The organism is Kaistia soli DSM 19436 (assembly GCF_900129325.1).
In the GTDB taxonomy this organism is placed as follows: Bacteria; Pseudomonadota; Alphaproteobacteria; order Rhizobiales; family Kaistiaceae; genus Kaistia; species Kaistia soli.
In genome coordinates, this window is record NZ_FQUP01000009.1 from 1 (window position 1) to 19,581 (window position 19,581).

Annotated in this window: 15 protein-coding genes; 11 read left to right on the forward strand and 4 right to left on the reverse strand. The window is 61.8% G+C overall.

Annotated features, from left to right (window positions below; all coding sequences use genetic code 11):
* From BUB39_RS23205 to BUB39_RS23260, 11 genes are all read left to right on the forward strand, one after another.
* Window positions 1-343, forward strand: a 343-nt coding sequence (locus tag BUB39_RS23205) for a GDP-mannose 4,6-dehydratase (RefSeq protein ID WP_175561934.1), incomplete at its 5' end; no start/stop codon positions are given.
* A 233-nt stretch (window positions 344-576) separates the two neighbouring features.
* Window positions 577-1,950 carry a flippase gene (locus BUB39_RS23210; RefSeq protein WP_175561935.1) on the forward strand — a complete coding sequence of 458 codons (1,374 nt, stop codon included), beginning with the start codon at window positions 577-579 and terminating at the stop codon, window positions 1,948-1,950.
* 20 nt (window positions 1,951-1,970) lie between these two features.
* Entirely contained in the window at window positions 1,971-2,930 is a 960-nt protein-coding gene (locus BUB39_RS23215) for a hypothetical protein (RefSeq protein WP_073058451.1), read from the forward strand.
* A 127-nt stretch (window positions 2,931-3,057) separates the two neighbouring features.
* Window positions 3,058-4,152, forward strand: a complete 1,095-nt coding sequence (locus BUB39_RS23220) for a glycosyltransferase family 4 protein (RefSeq protein ID WP_073058452.1) — start codon at window positions 3,058-3,060, stop codon at window positions 4,150-4,152.
* Window positions 4,153-4,348: 196 nt separating this feature from the next.
* Complete coding sequence (locus BUB39_RS23230; RefSeq protein ID WP_073058454.1) at window positions 4,349-6,388, forward strand: acyltransferase family protein; 2,040 nt, start codon at window positions 4,349-4,351, stop codon at window positions 6,386-6,388.
* 55 nt (window positions 6,389-6,443) lie between these two features.
* On the forward strand, window positions 6,444-7,319 hold the full coding sequence (locus BUB39_RS23235) for a glycosyltransferase family 2 protein (RefSeq protein ID WP_073058455.1): 876 nt from the start codon (window positions 6,444-6,446) through the stop codon (window positions 7,317-7,319).
* Between the two features lie 153 nt (window positions 7,320-7,472).
* Entirely contained in the window at window positions 7,473-8,630 is a 1,158-nt protein-coding gene (locus BUB39_RS23240) for a glycosyltransferase (RefSeq protein ID WP_073058513.1), read from the forward strand.
* A gap of 173 nt (window positions 8,631-8,803) precedes the next feature.
* Entirely contained in the window at window positions 8,804-10,159 is a 1,356-nt protein-coding gene (locus BUB39_RS23245; RefSeq protein ID WP_073058456.1) for a hypothetical protein, read from the forward strand.
* Between the two features lie 60 nt (window positions 10,160-10,219).
* Window positions 10,220-12,388, forward strand: a complete 2,169-nt coding sequence (locus BUB39_RS23250; RefSeq protein WP_073058457.1) for a NosD domain-containing protein — start codon at window positions 10,220-10,222, stop codon at window positions 12,386-12,388.
* Window positions 12,389-12,534: 146 nt separating this feature from the next.
* Window positions 12,535-13,563: an acyltransferase family protein gene (locus BUB39_RS23255; protein WP_210187127.1), complete on the forward strand. Its 1,029-nt coding sequence runs from the start codon at window positions 12,535-12,537 to the stop codon at window positions 13,561-13,563.
* 59 nt (window positions 13,564-13,622) lie between these two features.
* Complete coding sequence (locus BUB39_RS23260) at window positions 13,623-14,522, forward strand: SGNH/GDSL hydrolase family protein (RefSeq protein WP_073058459.1); 900 nt, start codon at window positions 13,623-13,625, stop codon at window positions 14,520-14,522.
* 65 nt (window positions 14,523-14,587) lie between these two features.
* On the opposite strand, the gene BUB39_RS23265 is transcribed toward BUB39_RS23260, so the two are convergent.
* The 4 genes from BUB39_RS23265 to BUB39_RS23280 form a co-directional block, all read right to left on the reverse strand.
* Window positions 14,588-15,514, reverse strand: coding sequence for a glycosyltransferase family 2 protein (locus BUB39_RS23265; protein ID WP_073058460.1), 927 nt, complete (start codon window positions 15,512-15,514; stop codon window positions 14,588-14,590).
* A 48-nt stretch (window positions 15,515-15,562) separates the two neighbouring features.
* Complete coding sequence (locus BUB39_RS23270) at window positions 15,563-16,186, reverse strand: LbetaH domain-containing protein (protein ID WP_073058461.1); 624 nt, start codon at window positions 16,184-16,186, stop codon at window positions 15,563-15,565.
* A 598-nt stretch (window positions 16,187-16,784) separates the two neighbouring features.
* The gene (locus BUB39_RS23275) at window positions 16,785-18,185 is read right to left on the reverse strand and encodes an O-antigen ligase family protein (protein WP_073058462.1); all 1,401 of its coding nucleotides are present in this window, start codon (window positions 18,183-18,185) and stop codon (window positions 16,785-16,787) included.
* Window positions 18,182-19,390 carry a carbohydrate binding domain-containing protein gene (locus BUB39_RS23280; protein WP_073058463.1) on the reverse strand — a complete coding sequence of 403 codons (1,209 nt, stop codon included), beginning with the start codon at window positions 19,388-19,390 and terminating at the stop codon, window positions 18,182-18,184. Before BUB39_RS23280 ends, BUB39_RS23275 begins: the two co-directional genes overlap by 4 nt.
* Between the last annotated feature and the right edge of the window lie 191 nt (window positions 19,391-19,581).

The window sequence follows — 19,581 nt, forward strand, 5'->3', positions numbered from 1 at the left end:
GCTGCAGCAGGACCAACCGGACGATTATGTGCTGGCCACGGGCGAGACGCACACGGTTCGCTCCTTCGTCGAGAAGGCGTTCGCGGCGGTTGACGTGACGCTCGACTGGCAGGGCGAGGGTGTTGAGGAAAAGGGCATCGATACGAAGACCGGCAAGGTCCTCGTCGCGATCGACCCGCGTTACTTCCGCCCGACGGAAGTCGAACTTCTCATCGGCAACCCGGCCAAGGCCAAGGCCAAGCTCGGCTGGAGCCACGAGACCGGTCTCGATGCGCTCGTCGCCGAGATGATGGTCGAGGACCTCAAGGTCATGGCCCACGCCCCCGTCATGCACAACGCGTGAGGATAAGCCCAGCGCAGCCGCTTCGGAACGGGTGACCAGATGGCGATCTCCTGCAGCCTCATGCCTGGACCGACACGTCAAGAAGCGCCTGGACCTAGGGCCGCGCTGGCCAATGCTTCCGAGATCGCCGGCAAGGCCCTTGCCGGCGCTTTCGGCATTTTGAGTCGCGTCGTCCGCAGTTCGCTTCAAGCGAGCGGGCGCACGCGTCGATCGCCCCACGCCGGGGCATGGTTGTGAAACTGCCACAACTTGCCCATGTCGCCGCGGTCGGGCGGCTGGCGCAGCAGCAGTTCGGCAAGCGGTCCTCGCGGCTGGTCGCCGGCAATTTCATGCTGCTGCTGCTGGAGAAGTTCGTCCGCTTCGGCCTCAGCTTTGTCGTCGGCGCCTGGGTGCTGCGCTATCTCGGACCTACCCGCAGCGGTTCCATCACCTATGTCGCGGCCACCGTCGCGATCATGCTGCCGCTCGCCCGCCTCGGCCTCGATCCGCTGCTCTTGCGCGACAGCAACCAGAAGCCGGAGCAGCGCGGCACGATGTTCGGCTCGGCGATTGCCCTGCGCGCCATTGCCGGCATCGTCCTGTTCGCGATCTCGCTCGGTATCAGCGCCGTCGATGGCAATCTCGAGAGTAACGCGCTGCTCGTCGCCATCCTGTCGCTCGTGCTCATCTCGCAGCCCTACGAGGTGTTCGAGCTCTGGTTCCAGGCAAGCGGCCAGGTGCGCAAGCCGGTTACGGCGCGGCTGACGGCGCTGTTCATCCTCGCCGGGCTCCGCGTCGCCTCGATCCTCAGCGGCGCCGGCATCCTCGTCTTTGCCTTTCTCCAGACTCTTGAGAGCTGGATCACCAGCGCCATCAATTACGCCTTCTACCGCTCGTCGCGGCCGTTTCCCCTGACCCCACGGGCGAAAACCGGCCTCGCGATGCTGCAGGAAGGCTGGCCCTACATGCTCTCGGGCCTGATGATCATCGTCTATATGCGCATCGACCAGATCATGCTCGGCAACATGATCGACAAGCGCGCGGTCGGCATCTTCTATGCCGCCACCTCGCTGCTCGAGGCGGCCTATTTCATCCCGACCATGCTGAACGTCGCGCTGGTGCCGACCTTCATGCAGGCCGCGGCAAAGGACCCGTTCCGCTACCGTGCGATGATGTCGCTGCACATCAATTTCGCGTTGTTCTATTCGATGATCGCGGCGGTCGCGCTGCACTTCCTCGCGCCGTATATCATCCTCTTCCTCTATCACGAGCGCTTCGCCGACAGCATTCCCGTGCTGCAGGTCTATGCCTTCGCCTATGTCTTCGTCTGCGTGGGCCTTGCCCAGAGCAACTGGTTCGTCGTCGAGCGCAAGGGCCGGATAACCCTGCTGAAGTCCTGCATCGGCGCCGCCGTCAACATCCTGCTCAATCTCTGGCTGATCCCGCGCTATGGGGTCGTTGGAGCCGCCTACAGCACGATCGCAGCGCAATTCGCCGCCACCTATGGCTCGGCGATCCTGTTCAACCGCCAACTGCTTCACATCCAGTTCGTCTTGCCTTTCAGCACCGAGATGCGACAGCGCCTGAGGCAGTCCCCTGGCCAAGGGGCGGCTGACGATGCGATCTGATCAAAAGGAGCCAGTATCTGATGACGGAAGCCACAAGTATGAATAGCCCGGTGCTGCTCCTGATCTTCCGGCGCCCCGAGACCACACAGGCGGTCATGAACGCGCTCGCACTCTCGAAGCCGAAGCGGCTCTATATCGCCGCAGACGGACCGCGCAATGCGGCGGAAGCGGCTATCTGCGAGGCGACTCGGGCGGTCGCGACCAATGTCAGCTGGGATTGTGAGGTGCACACGCTGTTCCGAGACGAGAATCTTGGCCTCCGCAGGTCGGTTCAATCGGGCCTCGACTGGTTCTTCGAACATGAGATGAGGGGCATCATTCTTGAAGATGACTGCGTCCCAGCCCCTGATTTCTTCCAATTCTGCGACGAACTCCTCGAATATTATGCTGACGATACACGGGTGGGTGCGATTGCCGGCACAACCTATACAAGACCAGGGGATGTCTCGGACAGCTATTACTTCTCCCGTAATCTCAATGTTTGGGGTTGGGCAACATGGAGAAGAGCGTGGAAGTTAAACGACCCCGACATGAAGGACTGGCCTCATCTCCGGAAGACCGAATTTCTGCGTCGGCTGGCTTTCGGCAGGTTCGGGTTCGAGACCTTCTGGCGGTCGATTTTCGACACCTGCTATGCTGGCGGCTATCCGCAGTCCTGGGCCTATCGTTGGGTCTTTTCCTGCTGGAGTCGGGGTCTGTTGACTTGTGCTCCTGCCGCAAATCTTGTTTCCAACGTCGGCGACGACGATGCGGCAACGCACACGACCATCCACGATGCCACTATCCACGGCCGTGAGGCGCTTGGCTTGTCATTCCCGCTCCGGCATCCCAGGGATGTAGCGGCTGACGGACGTTTTGAGGTCAATCAGGACCGCGAGGTCTACAAGCTCTGGAAGGCCCCCTTCCGCCGTGCACGCATGGCGATTGGCCTGCCCGCTCCGTCCACCATTCCTAAACTGGTAAAGTCAGCCATCAAATAGCGATTCCTCGGCCGGCGACGGGTAGGCTGCGCAGCAGATAGAGTCCGGTCTGTCGACGCGCCAAAGCTGAAAAGCGACCGCCCAGAGAAGTACAGGAAACAGAGACGGATTGTCGTCTGGAGTATTTATGAAAGTTCTCTACGACTCCCAGGCGTTCGCGCAATATAAGCGTGGCGGTGTTGCGAAGTATTTCGCCACCCTTGCGCAGGGCAGCCCGAGCGGATCGTTCGCGGCGGAATTTGATTTCTGGGCGTGCTATAATTCGCATTACTTCGAAATGGGTGGCCATCGCCTGCTCCATGTGCCACCGGTGCGCGGCGGGCAGCGCATAGCCAAATTCGTGAACACGCTCGTTCCGCGCCGGCGACCCCGTTGCGATGTCTGGCACGCGACGAACTACGATGCGGCCTGCCTAGATGGCCGCTACGGCGCCATTCCGATGATCTGCACAGTCCACGACATGATCCCCGAGCTTCTGCCTGAATACTTTGCCTCGAATCCTCACTCGGGAAAGAAAGCCTATGTCAATCAAGCAACCGTCATCATCGCCGTGTCGTCACAAACAAAGAGCGATCTGGTAGAGCTTTACGGGATCGAACCGGCAAAGATCCATGTCGTTCATCACGGCATCGACCTCAACCATCAGCATGTCACGCCGCTTCCCGTGCCGGACCGTTACGTCCTCTATGTTGGCAGCCGGCGCGAATACAAGAATTTTGACAACGCTCTGCGCGCCTTCCATACCGCAGCCAGAGCCGACCCGTCGCTCTCATTGGTATGCACCCCTGGGGGCGCTTTGTCCGAGAGCCAGCGCGCGGCGCTCGACCCCGATATCGCCCAGCGAATCCACTTCGTCAGTTCGACTGACTCGCAGCTTGCCTATCTCTATTCCAAGGCGCTGATGTTCCTCTATCCGTCATTGTACGAGGGTTTCGGCATCCCGATCCTTGAAGCAATGATAAATCTCTGCCCGGTCGTGTTGGCCGACGCGAGCTGCTTTCCGGAAGTCGCCGCTGACGCGGCTCTCTATTTCGATCCTAACAGCCATGTCGAAATGGCGGAAGCAATCCAGCGCGTCGCCGCCGATGCCGGCCTGCGGCACAGCATGGTGGAGCGGGGTCGCACCCGTGTCCGTGACTTCTCGATCGAGGCGATGCTCGAAGCGACGTCGACCGTCTATCGGTTGGCGGCGGACGGCGCAGGCGGAGCGAGTCAGGCATGAACACGAAACGACCGAAGACGGCCCGGCCGCAGTCCTCCGATGACGGAAGCGACATCGCCACGTACGAGCGCGCGCTTCCGCTTCCTCCATTGTGCGCGTTGCCTGATGCTGAGCACGAAGCGGCCGCTGTCGCTCACAACAGAGCCTTCGCCGCCTTCGGCACGACCTTCCAGTCGATCCTCCACGAGGCGGCAACATGAGCGTGTCGCCCGCCACCGTGAGACAGAGCGAATCGAAGAAGTTTCGCAGCGACATCAACGGATTGCGGGCGATTGCTGTCGCGGCGGTCGTCCTTTTCCACTTCGAGATTGCTGGCTTCTCAGGCGGGTTTGTGGGTGTCGACGTATTCTTCGTCATCTCAGGGTACCTGATGACGAAGATCATCTTCGATCGGATTGATCGCGGCACCTTCTCAATCCTCGGATTCTTCTACGATCGCGCGCGACGCATAGTCCCCGCGCTGATTGTCTTATGCGCGGTCCTGCTTGGTGTGGCGTGGTTCGTGCTGATTCCGAACGACCTTCTTGTGCTAGGCAAGCACAGCGCTTCGGCCGTAATGTTTCTTTCCAATTTGGTTTTCTGGAAGGAATCTGGCTATTTCGACCTAGCATCGCGCGAAAAGTGGCTGCTCCATACCTGGTCGCTGTCAGTCGAGTTCCAGTTCTATCTGGTTTATCCTATCCTCGCTGTGCTTCTGGCTCGGTTTACGCCTCGGAAGATTGCGGTCGCGATCCTGGGCTTGATTGGCGTTGCCTCTTTCGGATTGTCGATCTACCAGACCGCGGTCGCGCCTACTGCAGCGTTCTTCCTCCTGCCGGCACGCGCATGGGAGTTGCTGGCCGGAGCGATGGTCTATTTCCTGCCGCTGCGCGCGTCGGCTTCAAGTCGTCGGCTCATCGAACTTGCCGGCCTGTGCCTGATCTTAGCTGCTATCTTCGTCTTCGGGCCAGAGGCACCGTGGCCGGGCTGGCGAGCGATCGTGCCGGTTGCCGGCGCCGCTTTCGTCATTCTGGCCGATCAGCCGGGCTCCGTCTGGGCTGCCAATCCGGTGACGACATGGCTCGGGAAGTCGTCCTATTCGATCTATCTTTGGCACTGGCCCGTCGTGGTCGGTCTGAATTACTGGCTCGTCAGTCCTGAACTGATCTGGATCTTGGTGGGCGTCGGGGCGTCGCTAGCTCTCGGTAGCCTGTCCTATCTTTTTGTCGAGATTCCCTCGCAGCGTTGGCTTGCACGCGACGACAATGCGTCCACCTTCCGCCGATATGGGATGCTCGCGTCTTTCCTGGCGGTGCTCATTGTGGTCGCCGGCGCAGGTGCGGCGGTCTGGATCAAGCGCGGCGTGCCGAGCCGGTTTTCGCCATTGGTAGCGATTGCGGATGCGGCCGCGCGCGACTTCAACACACAGGACACACGCTGCTTTGTGCGCGCCGGTCAGCCAGCGCCCCCCTGCATCATCGGGGGAGACGGCAAGACCGGGGTCGTGGAGATGATCGGCGACAGCCACGCCTCAAGTACAGTGACGGCGCTCGCGGCGGCCGTTCCGAAAGAACTGCAAGGCGGAGTTCGCTATGAAGCCTACGCATCTTGCCCGACCCTTCTCCACGGCGTCAGCCCCAATCCGGAAAATCTCTGCTTCGCCTTCAACCGCAAATTCCTGGACCCGGTCGTGAATGGGCCGGCGTCAGAGATTCCAATCGTCGTGATCAACAACTGGCGAAGCTACGCGGAAGCGGCCAGTCTGAGTTTCGCGACTGACGATGGATCACTGACGCCATTCAGCTTTGTGGGCTATCGCGGCGACCTTCAGACTACGCTCTGCCAAATGGCCCGGAAGCGTCCGACCTACGTGGTTCTGCCCCTTCCGGATTATCCGGTCCGCATTGCCCAGACGCTCGCCCGGTCCTTGACCCGCGATCCGAAGGCGCCGGACATCACGATGCCGATCGGCGAGTATCGTCAAAGACAGGGCGAGATGGCCGAGGTCCTGAAGGAGACCGCCAAATGCGGCGTGCACCTCCTCGATCCGGCACCATTCCTCTGTCCCGACGGTAAATGCATGGGCTCGTTGAACGGCCACCCGCTGTATTTCGACAACCACCATCTCAACGAATACGGCAACAAGTTCTTGACGCCGATGTTCGCGGAGATTTTCGCGTCGTCCGCTTCAAAAGCAGGCGCCGCTCCACTGCAAAACGTTGACTCGAACGTCCCTGATCCCTCGAAGAAGATGTGATCGTGACGATGCGGGGCGGCGACGTTGGCGACTTGAACAGCTGGGATGTGATGTGATGCCGAGCGTCAAGCTTGTTGTCCTGATGACCTGTTTCAACAGGCGGGCGCTGACTCTCGCGGCGCTTGAAGCCTTCTTCGTTGCGGCGCGGACGGCGGATCTCGAGGCCGAAGTCGTTCTTGTCGACGACGCCTCCACCGATGGGACGGCGGCGGCGGTCGCCGCGGCGATGCCTAAGGTTCGCATCGAGACCGGGACCGGCTCGCTGTTCTGGAACGGCGGCATGCGGCGGGCCTGGGAGACGGCACGGACGCTGCCGCATGACTATGTGCTCTGGCTCAATGACGACGTTCATCTCGAGCCGGACAGCCTCGTCCGCCTCCTCGCCTTCCAGAAGGAGCAGGAGGCGCAGCGCGGGCCGCGCGTGATCTCCGTCGGCAAGCTGCTCGACCCGGCGACCGGCGCGCTCACCTATGGCGGATACCGGATCGCGCCGGGGCTGTCGCGGCTGCGCTTCGTGCGCCTGCCCGCGGGCACGATCGAATGCGACACAATGAATGGCAACTGCGTCCTCATCCCGGCGATCGCCGAGGCCGAGGTCGGCATCTCCTCGCCGCACTTCACCCACGCCGTCGGCGATATCGACTATGGCCTGCGGGCCCGCGAGAAGGGCTACGCGATCCTGGAATGTCCCGAGCCTGTGGCGCGGCTGGAGAAGAACGCCGACTATGTGAAGAAGACGGCGGCGCTGACGCTTTCCAACTGGCGCTTCATTCTCTTCCACCCCAAGGGTGTTCCGGTGCGCGAGTGGTACCATTTCTGCCGCGCCTATGGTGGACCGTTCTGGCCGGTCAATTTCGGCGTCCGCTATCTGAAGATGATCGCGCGAGGCCTTTCGGGCGGCAATGGCAGCGCTGCGCGGCGCGGCGGTTGACCGTTGCCTGCGCGATTTGATGCGCCGCAGCATAGCGAGTACGATGCACCCTGCGGCGCGGTGGAAGCGCACAGGCTGCTGTTCGGCATACTGGGCGCGGCAGGGCCGCGGCGTCCTTCGACAGGCCGCGTGACAACAGGCAAGAGCACACTGATGCGGATATTGCGGGTCATAGCTTCAGTCGATCCCGAGCATGGCGGCCCCATCGAGGGCCTGAAGCGGAGCAGCGCCGTGCTGGCGGAGACCGGGCATGTCACGGAAGTCGCGTCCTGCGACGATCCCGCCGCGCGCTACGTCGCTGAATTTCCCTTTAGCGTGCATGCGCTCGGTCCGTCGCCGAGCCGGTATGGCTATACGCCGAGGCTGACGCCCTGGATCCGCGACAATGCCCACCGTTTCGATGCAGCCGTGGTGCACGGGCTCTGGAATTATGCGTCGATCGGCGCCTGGCGCGCGCTGCGCAACAGCCCCCTGCCCTATGTGATCTTCACGCATGGCATGCTCGATCCGTGGTTCAACACCGCCCAACCGGTCAAGCGCTGGGCGAAGCAGGCCTATTGGCTCGCCGGCCAGAGCTGGGTCCTGGCAAGAGCCCGCTCGGTGCTGTTCACCTCCGAAGAAGAGCGGCGGCTGGCACGAACGGCCTTCTGGGGACCGTCCTACACGGAGCGAGTCGTTTCCTATGGCGCCGCCGAGCCGCCGGAAGGGTCGGAGGCGCAACAGGCGGCGTTTCGGGACCGCGTTCCCGAACTCGGCGACCGCCCCTATCTGCTCTTTCTCAGCCGAATCCATCCCAAGAAGGGCTGCGACCTGCTGGTGACAGCCTTCGCGCGCGTGGCCGCCCTGCAGCCCGATCTGCAGTTGGTGCTCGCCGGTCCCGATCCGGTCGGCCTCAAGGCCGAACTGATCGCTGCCGCCCGGTCTGCGGGCATTGCCGACCGGCTGCATTTTCCGGGCATGCTCCGCGACGCGGCGAAATGGGGAGCTTTCCGCGGCGCGCTGGCCTTCGTACTCCCTTCGCATCAGGAGAATTTCGGCATCGTCGTCGCCGAGGCGATGTCCTGCGGCGTGCCGGTCCTCATTACCAACAAGGTCAACATCTGGCGTGAAGTCGCAGCGGCGGGAGCCGGGCTAGTCGCCGACGACACGGCAGAGGGCATCGAGGCTATGCTGCGCGACTTCCTTGGCGCGTCCGACACGCGCCGCGCCGCGCTTCGGAGCGCAGCGCGGCGCGGATACGAGGCACATTTCAGCATCGGCAGCGCCGCCGCCGATCTTGAGGCCGTGCTGGCTGGCCTGTCCGTTCGATGATGCACGGCCGCGTCACATGAAAGAGACCGCCGTGCCGTCCGCGTCCCTGACAACCAAGCATCGCGATCGGCTGAACCCGGGTCGCGCTTTCGCCGCATTGCGTTGCCAATTGGCGCTGCAGAGTGGCATCTTTCCGCCCAGCCGTCAGCGTGGCTTGCTTCTGGAAACGACCGATGCGCCCATTGTTCCGTAACCAGCCTGTCGTCCAAGCGCCCAGCCGCCCGCAGACGTCACCGCTGGTCTATTGGTTGGCCATCCTCATTGCAGCTGCCGCATTCCAGTATTTCGTCCCGGCGTTTCAATCTACGCGCGCCGGCAATGTGAACTATTGGGCGATCGATTCGGCCGATCTGGGCTTAGCCGGACCGTTCCGCTACCTGAAAGATATCACGGTCGTCCTGTTCGGCATCGCTTGGGTGGTGACGATCGGAAAAGGTGTGCACGGCCTCGGCCTTTATTTCCTGTGGATCCTGAGCATCGTCGCGATCGGCTTTGTCGGCTATGTCACAGGCGCCGGCTATTCAGGTTTCTTCAGCGCGGGCCTGCGATGGATCCTTCTCGTCCACGCCGGCTTCGGCATCTACCAGTTCCTGCAGCTCCGGCCCTGGACGGCGCGAGACGAACAGCTGCTGTTCCGGATGATCGCCGCCGTCTGCATTGTCGACGCCGCGCTCACCGCCTATCAGGTGCTTCTCCTCGCACGCTCGCTCGGCGCACTGGGTGCCTTACGACTGCCGGGCATGTTCAGCCTCGCCGCGACTTCCGGCTACTTCGCCGCCGGGATCGCGCTGATCTTCTCTGCCTTGAAGCGGGTTCCCGCGTCGCGCCGCCTGTTCATGATGGGGCTCTGCTTCTTCATCGCGCTTCTGTCCGGAACCCGCTTTGCCCTGTTCCTCACTCTGGCGCTGCTGGCACCGCTCTCGCTGCAGGTCATGCGGACGATGAAGTTCCCGGAAGTTTTCATCAGCTTCTACAAATTCTTCTTCATGCCCTTTGTGATGGTCGCCGCGGTCATCGCCGTTACGAGCTTCGTTGCCCGAGGCGACATGACAGAGCAGTTCGGAAGCAACGGGCGCTTCTCGAACTTCACCGACTACTGGAGCGACATCGCCGATTCAGACATCTCTGAACTGCTGTTTGGCTACGGTCTGGGTACGGGAACGAATACGGCTGTGACGATCGCCTATAGCAACAATGTCAGCTATGCGATGAATGTCACGACCGACAATTCGCTGCTGACGACGTTCTCGCAGGTGGGCGCCATCGGCAGCCTGATCTTCTGGTTGGGCATCCTCCTGGCGATCTATCCCGGGATGAGGCGCGCGCCCCTTTCCGTCGCGGCGATGTTCCTGCTCTGCCTGTTCGTTCAGAACATCGCTGAGCAGAACTTCCTGATCTTCGGCTTCGGATTCGTCTGGGGCAACGCAATGCGCGAGGCCACGGCCGCTTCAAGGGCCATCGCCGCCACCGGCGTCCTCGGACGCCGGCCGGTGGTCGCGCGGCGCTTGCCGCAACGTCCCTTCGCATGAGCAGGCTTGCAAAATCGGGCAGGCCGTCCGGGCGGATGTCGGCAACAGCGTGGTAGGACAATGAGTGCACAGCGCATTTCGCCTTTCTTGATCAGCCTGATCGCCGGCCCTGCTCTCCTGACGATGACCGGAGCGGCTGTCGCGGCGGGCCCTTGTGATCAGGCGACCGCCGATATCTATGTCGCACCCGATGGCAACGACGCGTGGTCCGGTCGGACCCCGTCCCGGCAAGGTAAGGATGGGCCTGTCGCTACCGTCGCGGCAGCGCAGCGGCTCCTCCATTCCGTCAAGCCCATTGCCGGCAAGCCGCGGATCGCCATGCTGCGGGGCGGCCGCTACGAACTGCCGGCCACCTTGAGCTTTGGTCCGGAGGACTCCGGTTCGCCCGAGAGCCCCGTCGTCTATTGCAGCTATCCTGCCGAAACGGCCGTGCTGAGCGGAGGCATCGTCCTCAAGGACTGGAACGTCCAGAGCGATGGCGCATGGTCGGCCACCGTTCCCCAGTTGGCGGATGGCGGCGGCTACGTGGCGCAGCTCATGGTTGACGGACAACGGCGTTATCGGGCCCGGCTGCCAAAGGAAGGAGTCTATCGCATTGTCGACGCGGCGCCGTCGGTCGGCACCGGCAAGTCGGTGCGCGATGCGTTCCAGTCCCGCCCCGGAGAACTCAATCCCGCCTGGGTTGCCGGCGGCGATGCAGAGGTTCTGACGCTCAATGTCTGGTCGGCGAGCCGCTACAAGCTCCTGGCAGTCGATACCAGCGATGTCGCGACCGTCGATGGCCATGCGCCGCTGCGCCCGCCGCATCAGCTCAACAAGAACCGCCGCTATTATCTCGAGAACGTGCCGGGCAGCGCCACCGATCCAGGCGAATGGGAGTTTGCGCATTTCAACGGTCGCCTGCGGTATCACCCGATGCCGGGCGAGACGCCCGCAACAACCAAGGTTGTCGTGCCGCGGCTGACGAGGCTCATGGAAATCGGCAACGGCGACGAAACCACGGCGAGGGTTCATGACCTCGTCTTCACGAACCTTACATTCTCGGACACCAACTGGGTGCTGCCACCGGGCGGCGCGCTCGTCAATCAGAGTGCGGCTTCGATCGACGCTGCCATCCTGGTACGGAATGCTGATCGCGTTACCTTCGACGGCGTCCGCGTCATGCACACCGCGGGCGCCGGTTTGGAGTTCGGGCCAGGAACAAAGGCCGGCCTCATCACCAACAGTGTCTTCTTCGATCTCGGAGCTGGCGCAATCAAGCTTGGAACCGGATCGGGCGCTGCGCCCGGCGATCCGCCGGGACCTGACCGTGTCCCGGCAGAGGCCGCCGACGGCAATCGCGTCATCAACAACCTGATCAGAAGTGGCGGCCGCGTCCATCCGGCAGCAGGCGGCATCTGGATGGGGCGCACCAGCGGTAATGTGGTCGCCAACAACACGATCGAGGACTTCTACTACACCGGCATTTCCGTCGGCTGGACCTGGAACAACAAGAACATCGATTCCAGCGACAACATCGTTATCGCGAACCGGCTCTACCGGATCGGCCAGGGACTGCTGTCTGACATGGGCGCCATCTACACCCTGGGCGCATCGCCGGGCACGATCGTTCGCGGCAACTGGATCAGCGATGTCCGTGGCAATACCTATGGCGGCACCGGCATAGGTCTCGACGAAGGCAGCTCCTATCTCACGATCGAAGACAATCTCGTCGTCGACACCAGCGGACCGAGCCTTTCGATCAATTATGGCAAAGACAATGCAGTCCGCAACAACATCTTTGCCCGCAGCAGCGAACACAATGTCACCGAAGGACCGCCGAAGGGCGGGCGGCCGCTGTTGCTTTCCCAGAATATCATGCTGGCCGAGGCCGGAAAGTCGATCTTCGACGAGAAATGGCCTCGCTCGATGTCGTGGTCCGATCGCAACCTCTATTGGTCTGCAAGCGGCGACCAGACCGAGATTGCACCCGGCGTGCTGCTTTCGCCATGGCGATCGAACTCGCCCAAGGACAGCAGTTCAGCCGTCGCGGATCCGCTGCTGGATGGCCTGGAGACCGGCAAAATCCACGTCGCACCCGCCTCGCCGGCCCTTGTGCTCGGCTTTGCCCCGTTTGATGTGAGCGGCGCCGGTGCGCATCTCGATACAGACGCCATTGCCAAGCTACCCGCTGCGCCGCCGTTCTTTCGTGACGCTGTCCTGACGCCGGGCTCGAGCGCCTCGCAATGATCCCGGCGCGGGACAACAAATACGGGGTGATCATGCCATAGAGGGCTTCCGAGCGACAGGCAGGCGCGCTGGGCGTGCGGATGACGACTACTTGATTGCAGTCTAGTTGCTTTTAGGCAAGTGCAGCTCTTTTTGGATGGTCAATAGTGAAACTGAACCCCCGTCTTGTCGCTGCATTGAACTGGGCGCGCTCTTTAGCTGCATTATACGTTGTGGTCCATCATGTTGCCAATGCAGGCGGATGGTCCCACGGCGCCGGAGCGGCACTTCGCTTTGGCCAAGAAGCAGTTATAGTTTTCTTCCTGCTAAGTGGATTTGTAATATTTGCCAACGAGCAAGAACGGGCCATTCGACCGGCGGGCTACTATCTCAGAAGGCTTCGACGCATCTATCCACCGCTGATAGCCGCCATGCTGATCTCTACCGCTGTCGCACTATTGAATGGCGACTTCCTAGCCAGGTTTCGTTGGGAGCAGTTGTTCGGAACCGTCTTCGCGCTCCAAGATATTTCATTCCTGAAGCCGGGAGTTATAGTAGACCCTTATTTGGGTAACGACCCGCTGTGGTCGTTATCCTACGAGATATTGTTCTATCTCATATTTCCGCCCATCCTCATGGCATGGCGCTGGAATGCGAGCGTTACGAACCATGCAATTGGAGCTGGCTGTGCTGCTTTGCTGGTGCTGTTCGCGATCGCTCCCAATCATTTTTCGCTCGTCGGCGCTTACTTCATGATCTGGTGGTCCGGTGCCATGGCCGCCTACACCTATACTCGCGGTGGCCGCAGTGTTCTTGCGCTGGGATCAAATTACGTGTGGCTCCTCGTGATCACTGTTTTGTCTGCAATCATCGTATATGTGAGGGGATTTGAAGGCCTCGGCTTTTATCCTTTCCTAATATTCCGCCACTTCGCTGTTGCGCTTTTGATGCTCACGCTTCTCTACGGACCGATCGGCAGGCTACTGAGTTTCCCTGCACTCCGGTTTTCGCGACTTGGCGGGGCGATCGCATCCATCTCTTACGGGCTGTACGTATTCCATTATCCGCTGCTGGTTCAGTGGAATATCGACGCGACTCCTTATGGCTTTGTTTTTGCCGCGCTTCTGCTTGTCGCGGTGGCGTATGCGACCGAGCATCTGCTTCCCCGCATATTGCCCGCCGCCCCCAGATCCTGACTACGCGCTCCTTTCCGAGCTTGGGATAGGGCTGTCGCACCTGCAACGGAGTTGCCGAGTTGAGCATCCGAGCCACGACCATCGCCGTGACCATCGCCCTCACCTCTGCCGGCGGTTTCGCCGCCCCGGCGTTCGGTGCCGCTGCCGATCCAGCCGCCGCCACGGCGGCGAAGGCAGAATGCGTCTGGCGCGTGGGCGACAGCCTGGTGGCGTCGTCGATCTTCAAGCGCCAGCTGATGCCGCGGCTACCTGGATGGTCCGATATCAATGACGGCCTCGGCAGCCAGACGAGCACGGAGGTCGCCGGGCGGGTCGGCGCCCGCAAGGTGACCGTCAGCGTTCCCGGCAACGAACTGCCCGGGACGGGGCGACCGGTTCCGGTAACATCAATCGATCCGCCCATTCTTACGTCCGTCGTGCGGCCGAATTCCATCAAGGGCAAGATCGGTGCGATCGACGTCAAGCTGCTCTGGGACGGCGAAGCCTATTCGATCCTGCCCCTCGTTCCCCTCGAAACCGATGCGCCGCTCACGATACCGGCAAACGCCGAGTTTCGCCCGCAGCCACGTCCCGGTCGTGAGAATTGCACCGTCCTCATCTGGATGGGCCGCAACAATCTCGGCCAGACGGACACGATTCTGGCCGACATTGCATCGGTGGTGGCGCTCGCCCGGTCAGGCGGCCAACCCTTCCTCATCATCAGCGTGACTAATGGCGAAGGTGAGGGAACGGGAACGTCGGGCTATGCCGCCGCGGTCAGGCTGAACACCGCGCTCGCCAAGATCTACGGTGATCACTTCGTCGATGTGCGGGCGCGCCTTGTGGCCGCCGACCCGGCCAGCAACGGTACGGTGACGAAGACTTTCCGCGGTGTCGATCGCATCCACCTGAACGACGCCGGGAACGCGATCGCCGCCGAAGCCGTTGCCGATGCCATCCTCTCCGGAAAGGCCCGCTAGGTCGGCCAACGCTCGGCAAGGCCGAGACAGCACATAGCACGAACCCGCCTGCGAGGCAGGGGCGCTCACGCCTCCGCGGGAACGAGATTGTGTCCCGTCAGCGCCGAGATGCGTGCGAGCTTGGCCGCCTTGCCGTCGAGAGCGACGATCTCATTCTCGAGTTCCTCGATCTTTGCGCCAACCAGGAAGCGGTACCAGTAGCCCTGAAGGAAATGATAGGCGAGGCCGGGGCCACCGTCGAGAAATCCCAACTGGATGAAATAGCGGTAGAGGAAATAGCCGAGGGTACTCAGCTGATACGGGAGCTGGTTGTAAACCCGCTCCTTGACGAAGCGCTTGACCTGAGCCTGGCGCGTTGAACTGTGCTGCAGCAGCGCGTCGTCGCGCGACAGCAGGTCGTATTTCCTGATCAGGACGTCGATGGCTTCGCGCGTCGCATATTTGTTGTGCTTGTCGGTGAAGAAGGTCAGGTCGTTGAGATTGTGATCGGCGAAGCCGCCATCGAAGACGACCGTCGTGCCGCCATCAACGACCATGTGCTCGTCCATCCAGCGATCCTCGATCCGGCCGCGACCACGGCGCCAGAGCCGGAGCAGCACGAGCGGATAGCGGCCGCCATGCCGGATCCAGCGGCCGAGAAAGATGTGCTTCCGCTTGAGGCTGATGCCCGTGACGTCGGCACCGAGCATCGGCAGCTTTGCATTGATTTCAGCCGCGAGGTCGGGCTCGATCACCTCGTCGGCATCGAGCCGCATCTGCCAGGCGGCCTCGGCAGGAACATTGTCGAGCGCCCATTGAAACTGCTTGGCATAGTTGACGAAGCGGTTCTGCAACACCGTCACGCCCATCTTCGTCGCCAGTTCCACAGTCCTGTCTTTCGAGAACGAGTCGACCACATAGATCGCTGACGAAATCTGCCGTGCCGACCGGATGCAGCGCTCGATATGGCGCTCTTCGTTGTAGGTCAGGATGATGACTGCGACGTCCGACACAAGTTCCCCCGTTGGGTCTGTCAGCTTCACGATGGCGGTTGTCGCCGGCTAGGATTTTCGCGGCGCTGCGGGCTGGTCACGCAGGACACGCTTCTTCAGGGGCTTTGCCGGGTTGCCGACATAGACCGTCCACGGATCGAGATCGCGGAAGGCGCAGCCACGCGCCCCGAGCACAGCCCCCTCGCCCACCGTGACGCCGGGGCCGACAAAGGCCTGGGCGGCCAGCCAGGCCCGCGCGCCGACGCGGATCGGCTTGGCCAGAATCTGGAAATCGGGGTCGGAGATGTCGTGTGTCCCTGCCGCGAGATAGACGCCCTGCGAAACGATCGAATACGGGCCGAGCGAGATCAGAGCCATCGAATAGGCCGTCGCCTTCGGCCCGATGCAGGCATAGTCCTCGAGTTCGAGATTCCATGGCGCCCAGATGCGGGCGCTGCTGTAGACCCTCGCCGTGGGCGCCATGCGCGCGCCGAAGAGGCGGAGAATCAGGCGCCTCCATCTATGCAGGAAGGGCGGCGTCCACGAGGCCAGCAGCAACCAGACGATCTGGAATACCGCGCGCGCCAGCCGGTTGGAGAAGGTGGTGCTGGGCCCTCCCTCCCAAGTCCTGTGTTCGGATGCGCGGACAAACCGCGTCCCCTGAACAGCCTTGTCTCCGGACGTGTCGCTCATGTCTGCCGCGCCTCGCTCCTGCCGACGAAGCGGCCCTTCGCCTGCATAGCCCGTCGCCCTAGCTATCCCTCGGGAGAGCCGATTTATATTGCTCCGCATCATAACAAGATTCTGATTTGGCGGTAGTGCGAGCCCTGGTCAATTCGGCGTTTTTGTCCGATTAGCGCCGGAAATAACAGCGGCCACGCCGATAAGTCATATTGACCCACACGAGATAATATCTATGCCTATAGCGGTCTATTTATAGTATATTATAATATACTTCATTCAATTTATTCGGCTTTGTCACCGGATAAATCATAGATTATACAGATTATTCATAATTATGTCGAGTGATATGACGTTGATTGCGACTCTCAATTCATACTCTTGGCACAATGAAACGTGAGCTCTGTGAACTGGTTATTATGAACAACGCGGACCACAATCATCCCATGAAGTCGCGACCGCCGCCCGTTGGGCTGACAAATCGCTTGCTCGGAACACTCACGCCATGCTGTAGAACCGGCACTTATGCTGCAGCGCACAGACGGTCTTCCCGCAAGCCCGGCCGGAGGCTCGGGCGGCACGAAGCGCTGCCCGCCGGTCACCGGCCGGACTAACGGCTGCTATGCCTGGGGTGGGAACCCGATGAGCCGCGCGCTGTCCTGGGAGCATCGCAAACGAGTGCGCAGAGCAACGCAAAAATCGAGGCGAGCGCCGTCGTTCGCAGCGGATAGTCCATCGTCGAGTGCAGCAGCACGGCAACGATCGATATCGTGGCGGCCTCGGCCAGTACATTCTGATAGCCGTCTCCGGTTGGGACTTTCCATGCGCTGTAGATCCGCCGGGCGAGCCATACCACGCCGGCAATGATGATGATCGCCACCGGCAGGCCGCCCTCGACCAGCATTTCCAGCCAGTCGTTGTGCGCGTGGTTGATATAATAATAGCGGATCGTCTCCGGCGCCTCGCCGATCTGGTAGACCTTGGCGAACGTGCCGAAACCCGAGCCAAAGCCGGGGTAGCGCGTGATGAGGTCGATGGTGTTGCTGAGCATCAGCACGCGCGCGTCGTCGACTAGGCCGCGCTCACCGAGAAGATCGAACGCATTGAGGACGAGCATGCCGACAACGGCGACCGCGGCAATCGCGCCGCCGATCAGCATCGGGCGGCTGAGATGCTGTCCCGAGCGCTCCCGTCGGACGATAATCAGGCACGCCATAATCGCGACCGTTCCGATGCCGATGCCAGCGCGCGAGAAGCTGATCAGCAGCCCCAACAGGAAGAAGACGAAGGACACGGCGCCGATGACGAAGAAACGCATTCGGCCATGCGTATGACGACGCGCGTCCAGCATCAGGGCGATGCTGAGCGGTGCCAGCATGTAGATCATCGCGGAAAAATGGTTCCGATTGGAAAACGATCCAATCGCATAACCGATATTGCCTAGCTGGTGAATGCTGATCGAGATCGCGCTCAGGGACACGATCTGCAACTGCGCCCAGATGACATTGAGCAGACCGCCGACCAGAACCACCGATATGACATACTGCCTTTGCTTCGAGCCCAGCGTGACTATCGACAGGAACACCGCGGCCGGCGCCAGCAGCGAGAGCAGCGAATAGACCGTCAGATGATATGACAGGCTGAGGCTCTGCCAGGTGGCCGGCACTCCCGCGAGTTCGAGGCTTTGGAGCGCGATAGCGCGCCCTGGCAGTCGCGTCCAGATCCAGGGTGGCAAGGGCACCAGTTGGAGAATCATGACAGCTGCCGTCGCCAGCATCAGGACGATAGGCAGTCGCGCCTGCGGCAGCGCGAATACACCGGACGACGGGCGGAGAGCCAGCATCAGAACCGGTATGCTTAGCAGTTGCAGAAGCATGTCGGATCGCAGTCCGACGGTCGCAGTGCCGCCGAGAACCATCGCCGCCGCGAGAAGAAGCGAAACCGGAAGGACCCGCATGTCCGCGACACCGTGAATGGCCTGCGTCGGCGAGGCTGCGCTGCGTACGCTCATGGGGATCGCCCGATCTTGAGATCGTCAAACCAGATCTTTCCACGCAGCTCCAGTTCGCTGCGAATGCGCGCAGGAACGACCAGTTGGAGCAGCTGGTAGTCGCAGCCGGCCTCGGGAATCACGACCGGAAAGCTGAAGTCGGACCAGTCGCTCGATCCGAGGAAAGCAGCCGACGATCCATTCGGCGTCAGCGCGCTTCCGCTGACGCAGACGAGCTGCCATTGGACGCCTCGTGCACCTTTTAGTTCCGACATCCGGACCTTTCCGGAGACCTGATAGGCACCGGGATCGAGGATCAGAACCTGCTGGACGTTCTGGAACTCCGCCGGAGCCACGAACGTCACCTCGAGCGATGTCGCGCCGCTAGCGCTCGTCGACGTGTCAAAGGCGATATCGGCGCCGGACGTTCCCTTGATCTGCCACCCAAAGGGCGGCAACAGCGCCGGATCCTCGAAATCGCCATTGTTCAGATACCCGAGCCGCTCCATAGCGTCGGCGGGTAGAAGGCTCGCCCATGTCGCAAAGGCTGCACGGCTCTGGCCGCTGCCGATCAGGCGCTGCAGATAGGCCTGCCAGGCCGAGCCTGCTGGGGGAACATCGCCCAGTCTGTCCGCGAGGTCGGGAAACGCCGTTCCGGGCCCCTTCTGGGCGAGCGCAGTGAGGAACGATCCGCGCCAAAGCGGGCGCCGCTGAAGACCGGCGACGATCAGATCGGCGTTGTCGGCCTCTCCCGAGAGGGAGACCAGATGGTCGATCAATGCGGCACGCAGCGGGATATAGGTGTTCAGGCTGTTGTCCGGTCCGACGATGATATTCAGGATCAGCGTGGCCGTCCGAATGGTCGCCTTCTGGTCGTTGTTCCGTATATAGCCGTCCAGGTCGTGGTACAGCGTCGTCAGGTTGCGGTTCGTTAAGTCCCTGACGTGCCGGTAGATCGCGTCGACTTCGGCGGTGCCGCCGCTCTGTGCCTTGATGGATGCGGTGTTCACCAGCGCGTCGACATTCAACGGACTGACGACCAGCGCCTGGCGGAGAAGATCGAGAGCGCCGGCCGGATCCGACTCCTTGAGATCCTGCGCGCCGTCGAGAAAATGCGCCGTTCCGTCGGCAGCGAAATAGGGACGATCCGGATCGGCCGGGACATCGCTGGCGTATTGGCGCGTGATTGCGAAGGCGGCGACAATCGTGAGCAGACCTGCGAGCAACGGCCAGATGAATCCGGCGGACCGGGTTCCTGAGGATCGCGATTTTCTGGACGACGAAGAACGGCGACGGCGGCTTGTGCCCGTCGCGCTGTGGTCGTTCAGTTCCGATGATGACATGGCACCGTTGCCAGCTAGACCGTCAAGGATCGCGGGTGCCGTGGCACCGGCATCATGAGTCCGACGAAATCAGT

Bases quoted from the DNA above. Each gene is read 5' to 3' on its own strand.
- BUB39_RS23215 (WP_073058451.1), top strand. From the start codon at position 1,971: ATGACGGAAGCCACAAGTATGAATAGCCCGGTGCTGCTCCTGATCTTC.
- BUB39_RS23220 (WP_073058452.1), top strand. From the start codon at position 3,058: ATGAAAGTTCTCTACGACTCCCAGGCGTTCGCGCAATATAAGCGTGGC.
- BUB39_RS23230 (WP_073058454.1), top strand. From the start codon at position 4,349: ATGAGCGTGTCGCCCGCCACCGTGAGACAGAGCGAATCGAAGAAGTTT.
- BUB39_RS23235 (WP_073058455.1), top strand. From the start codon at position 6,444: ATGCCGAGCGTCAAGCTTGTTGTCCTGATGACCTGTTTCAACAGGCGG.
- BUB39_RS23240 (WP_073058513.1), top strand. From the start codon at position 7,473: ATGCGGATATTGCGGGTCATAGCTTCAGTCGATCCCGAGCATGGCGGC.
- BUB39_RS23245 (WP_073058456.1), top strand. From the start codon at position 8,804: ATGCGCCCATTGTTCCGTAACCAGCCTGTCGTCCAAGCGCCCAGCCGC.
- BUB39_RS23250 (WP_073058457.1), top strand. From the start codon at position 10,220: ATGAGTGCACAGCGCATTTCGCCTTTCTTGATCAGCCTGATCGCCGGC.
- BUB39_RS23270 (WP_073058461.1), bottom strand. From the start codon at position 16,186: ATGAGCGACACGTCCGGAGACAAGGCTGTTCAGGGGACGCGGTTTGTC.
- BUB39_RS23275 (WP_073058462.1), bottom strand. From the start codon at position 18,185: ATGAGCGTACGCAGCGCAGCCTCGCCGACGCAGGCCATTCACGGTGTC.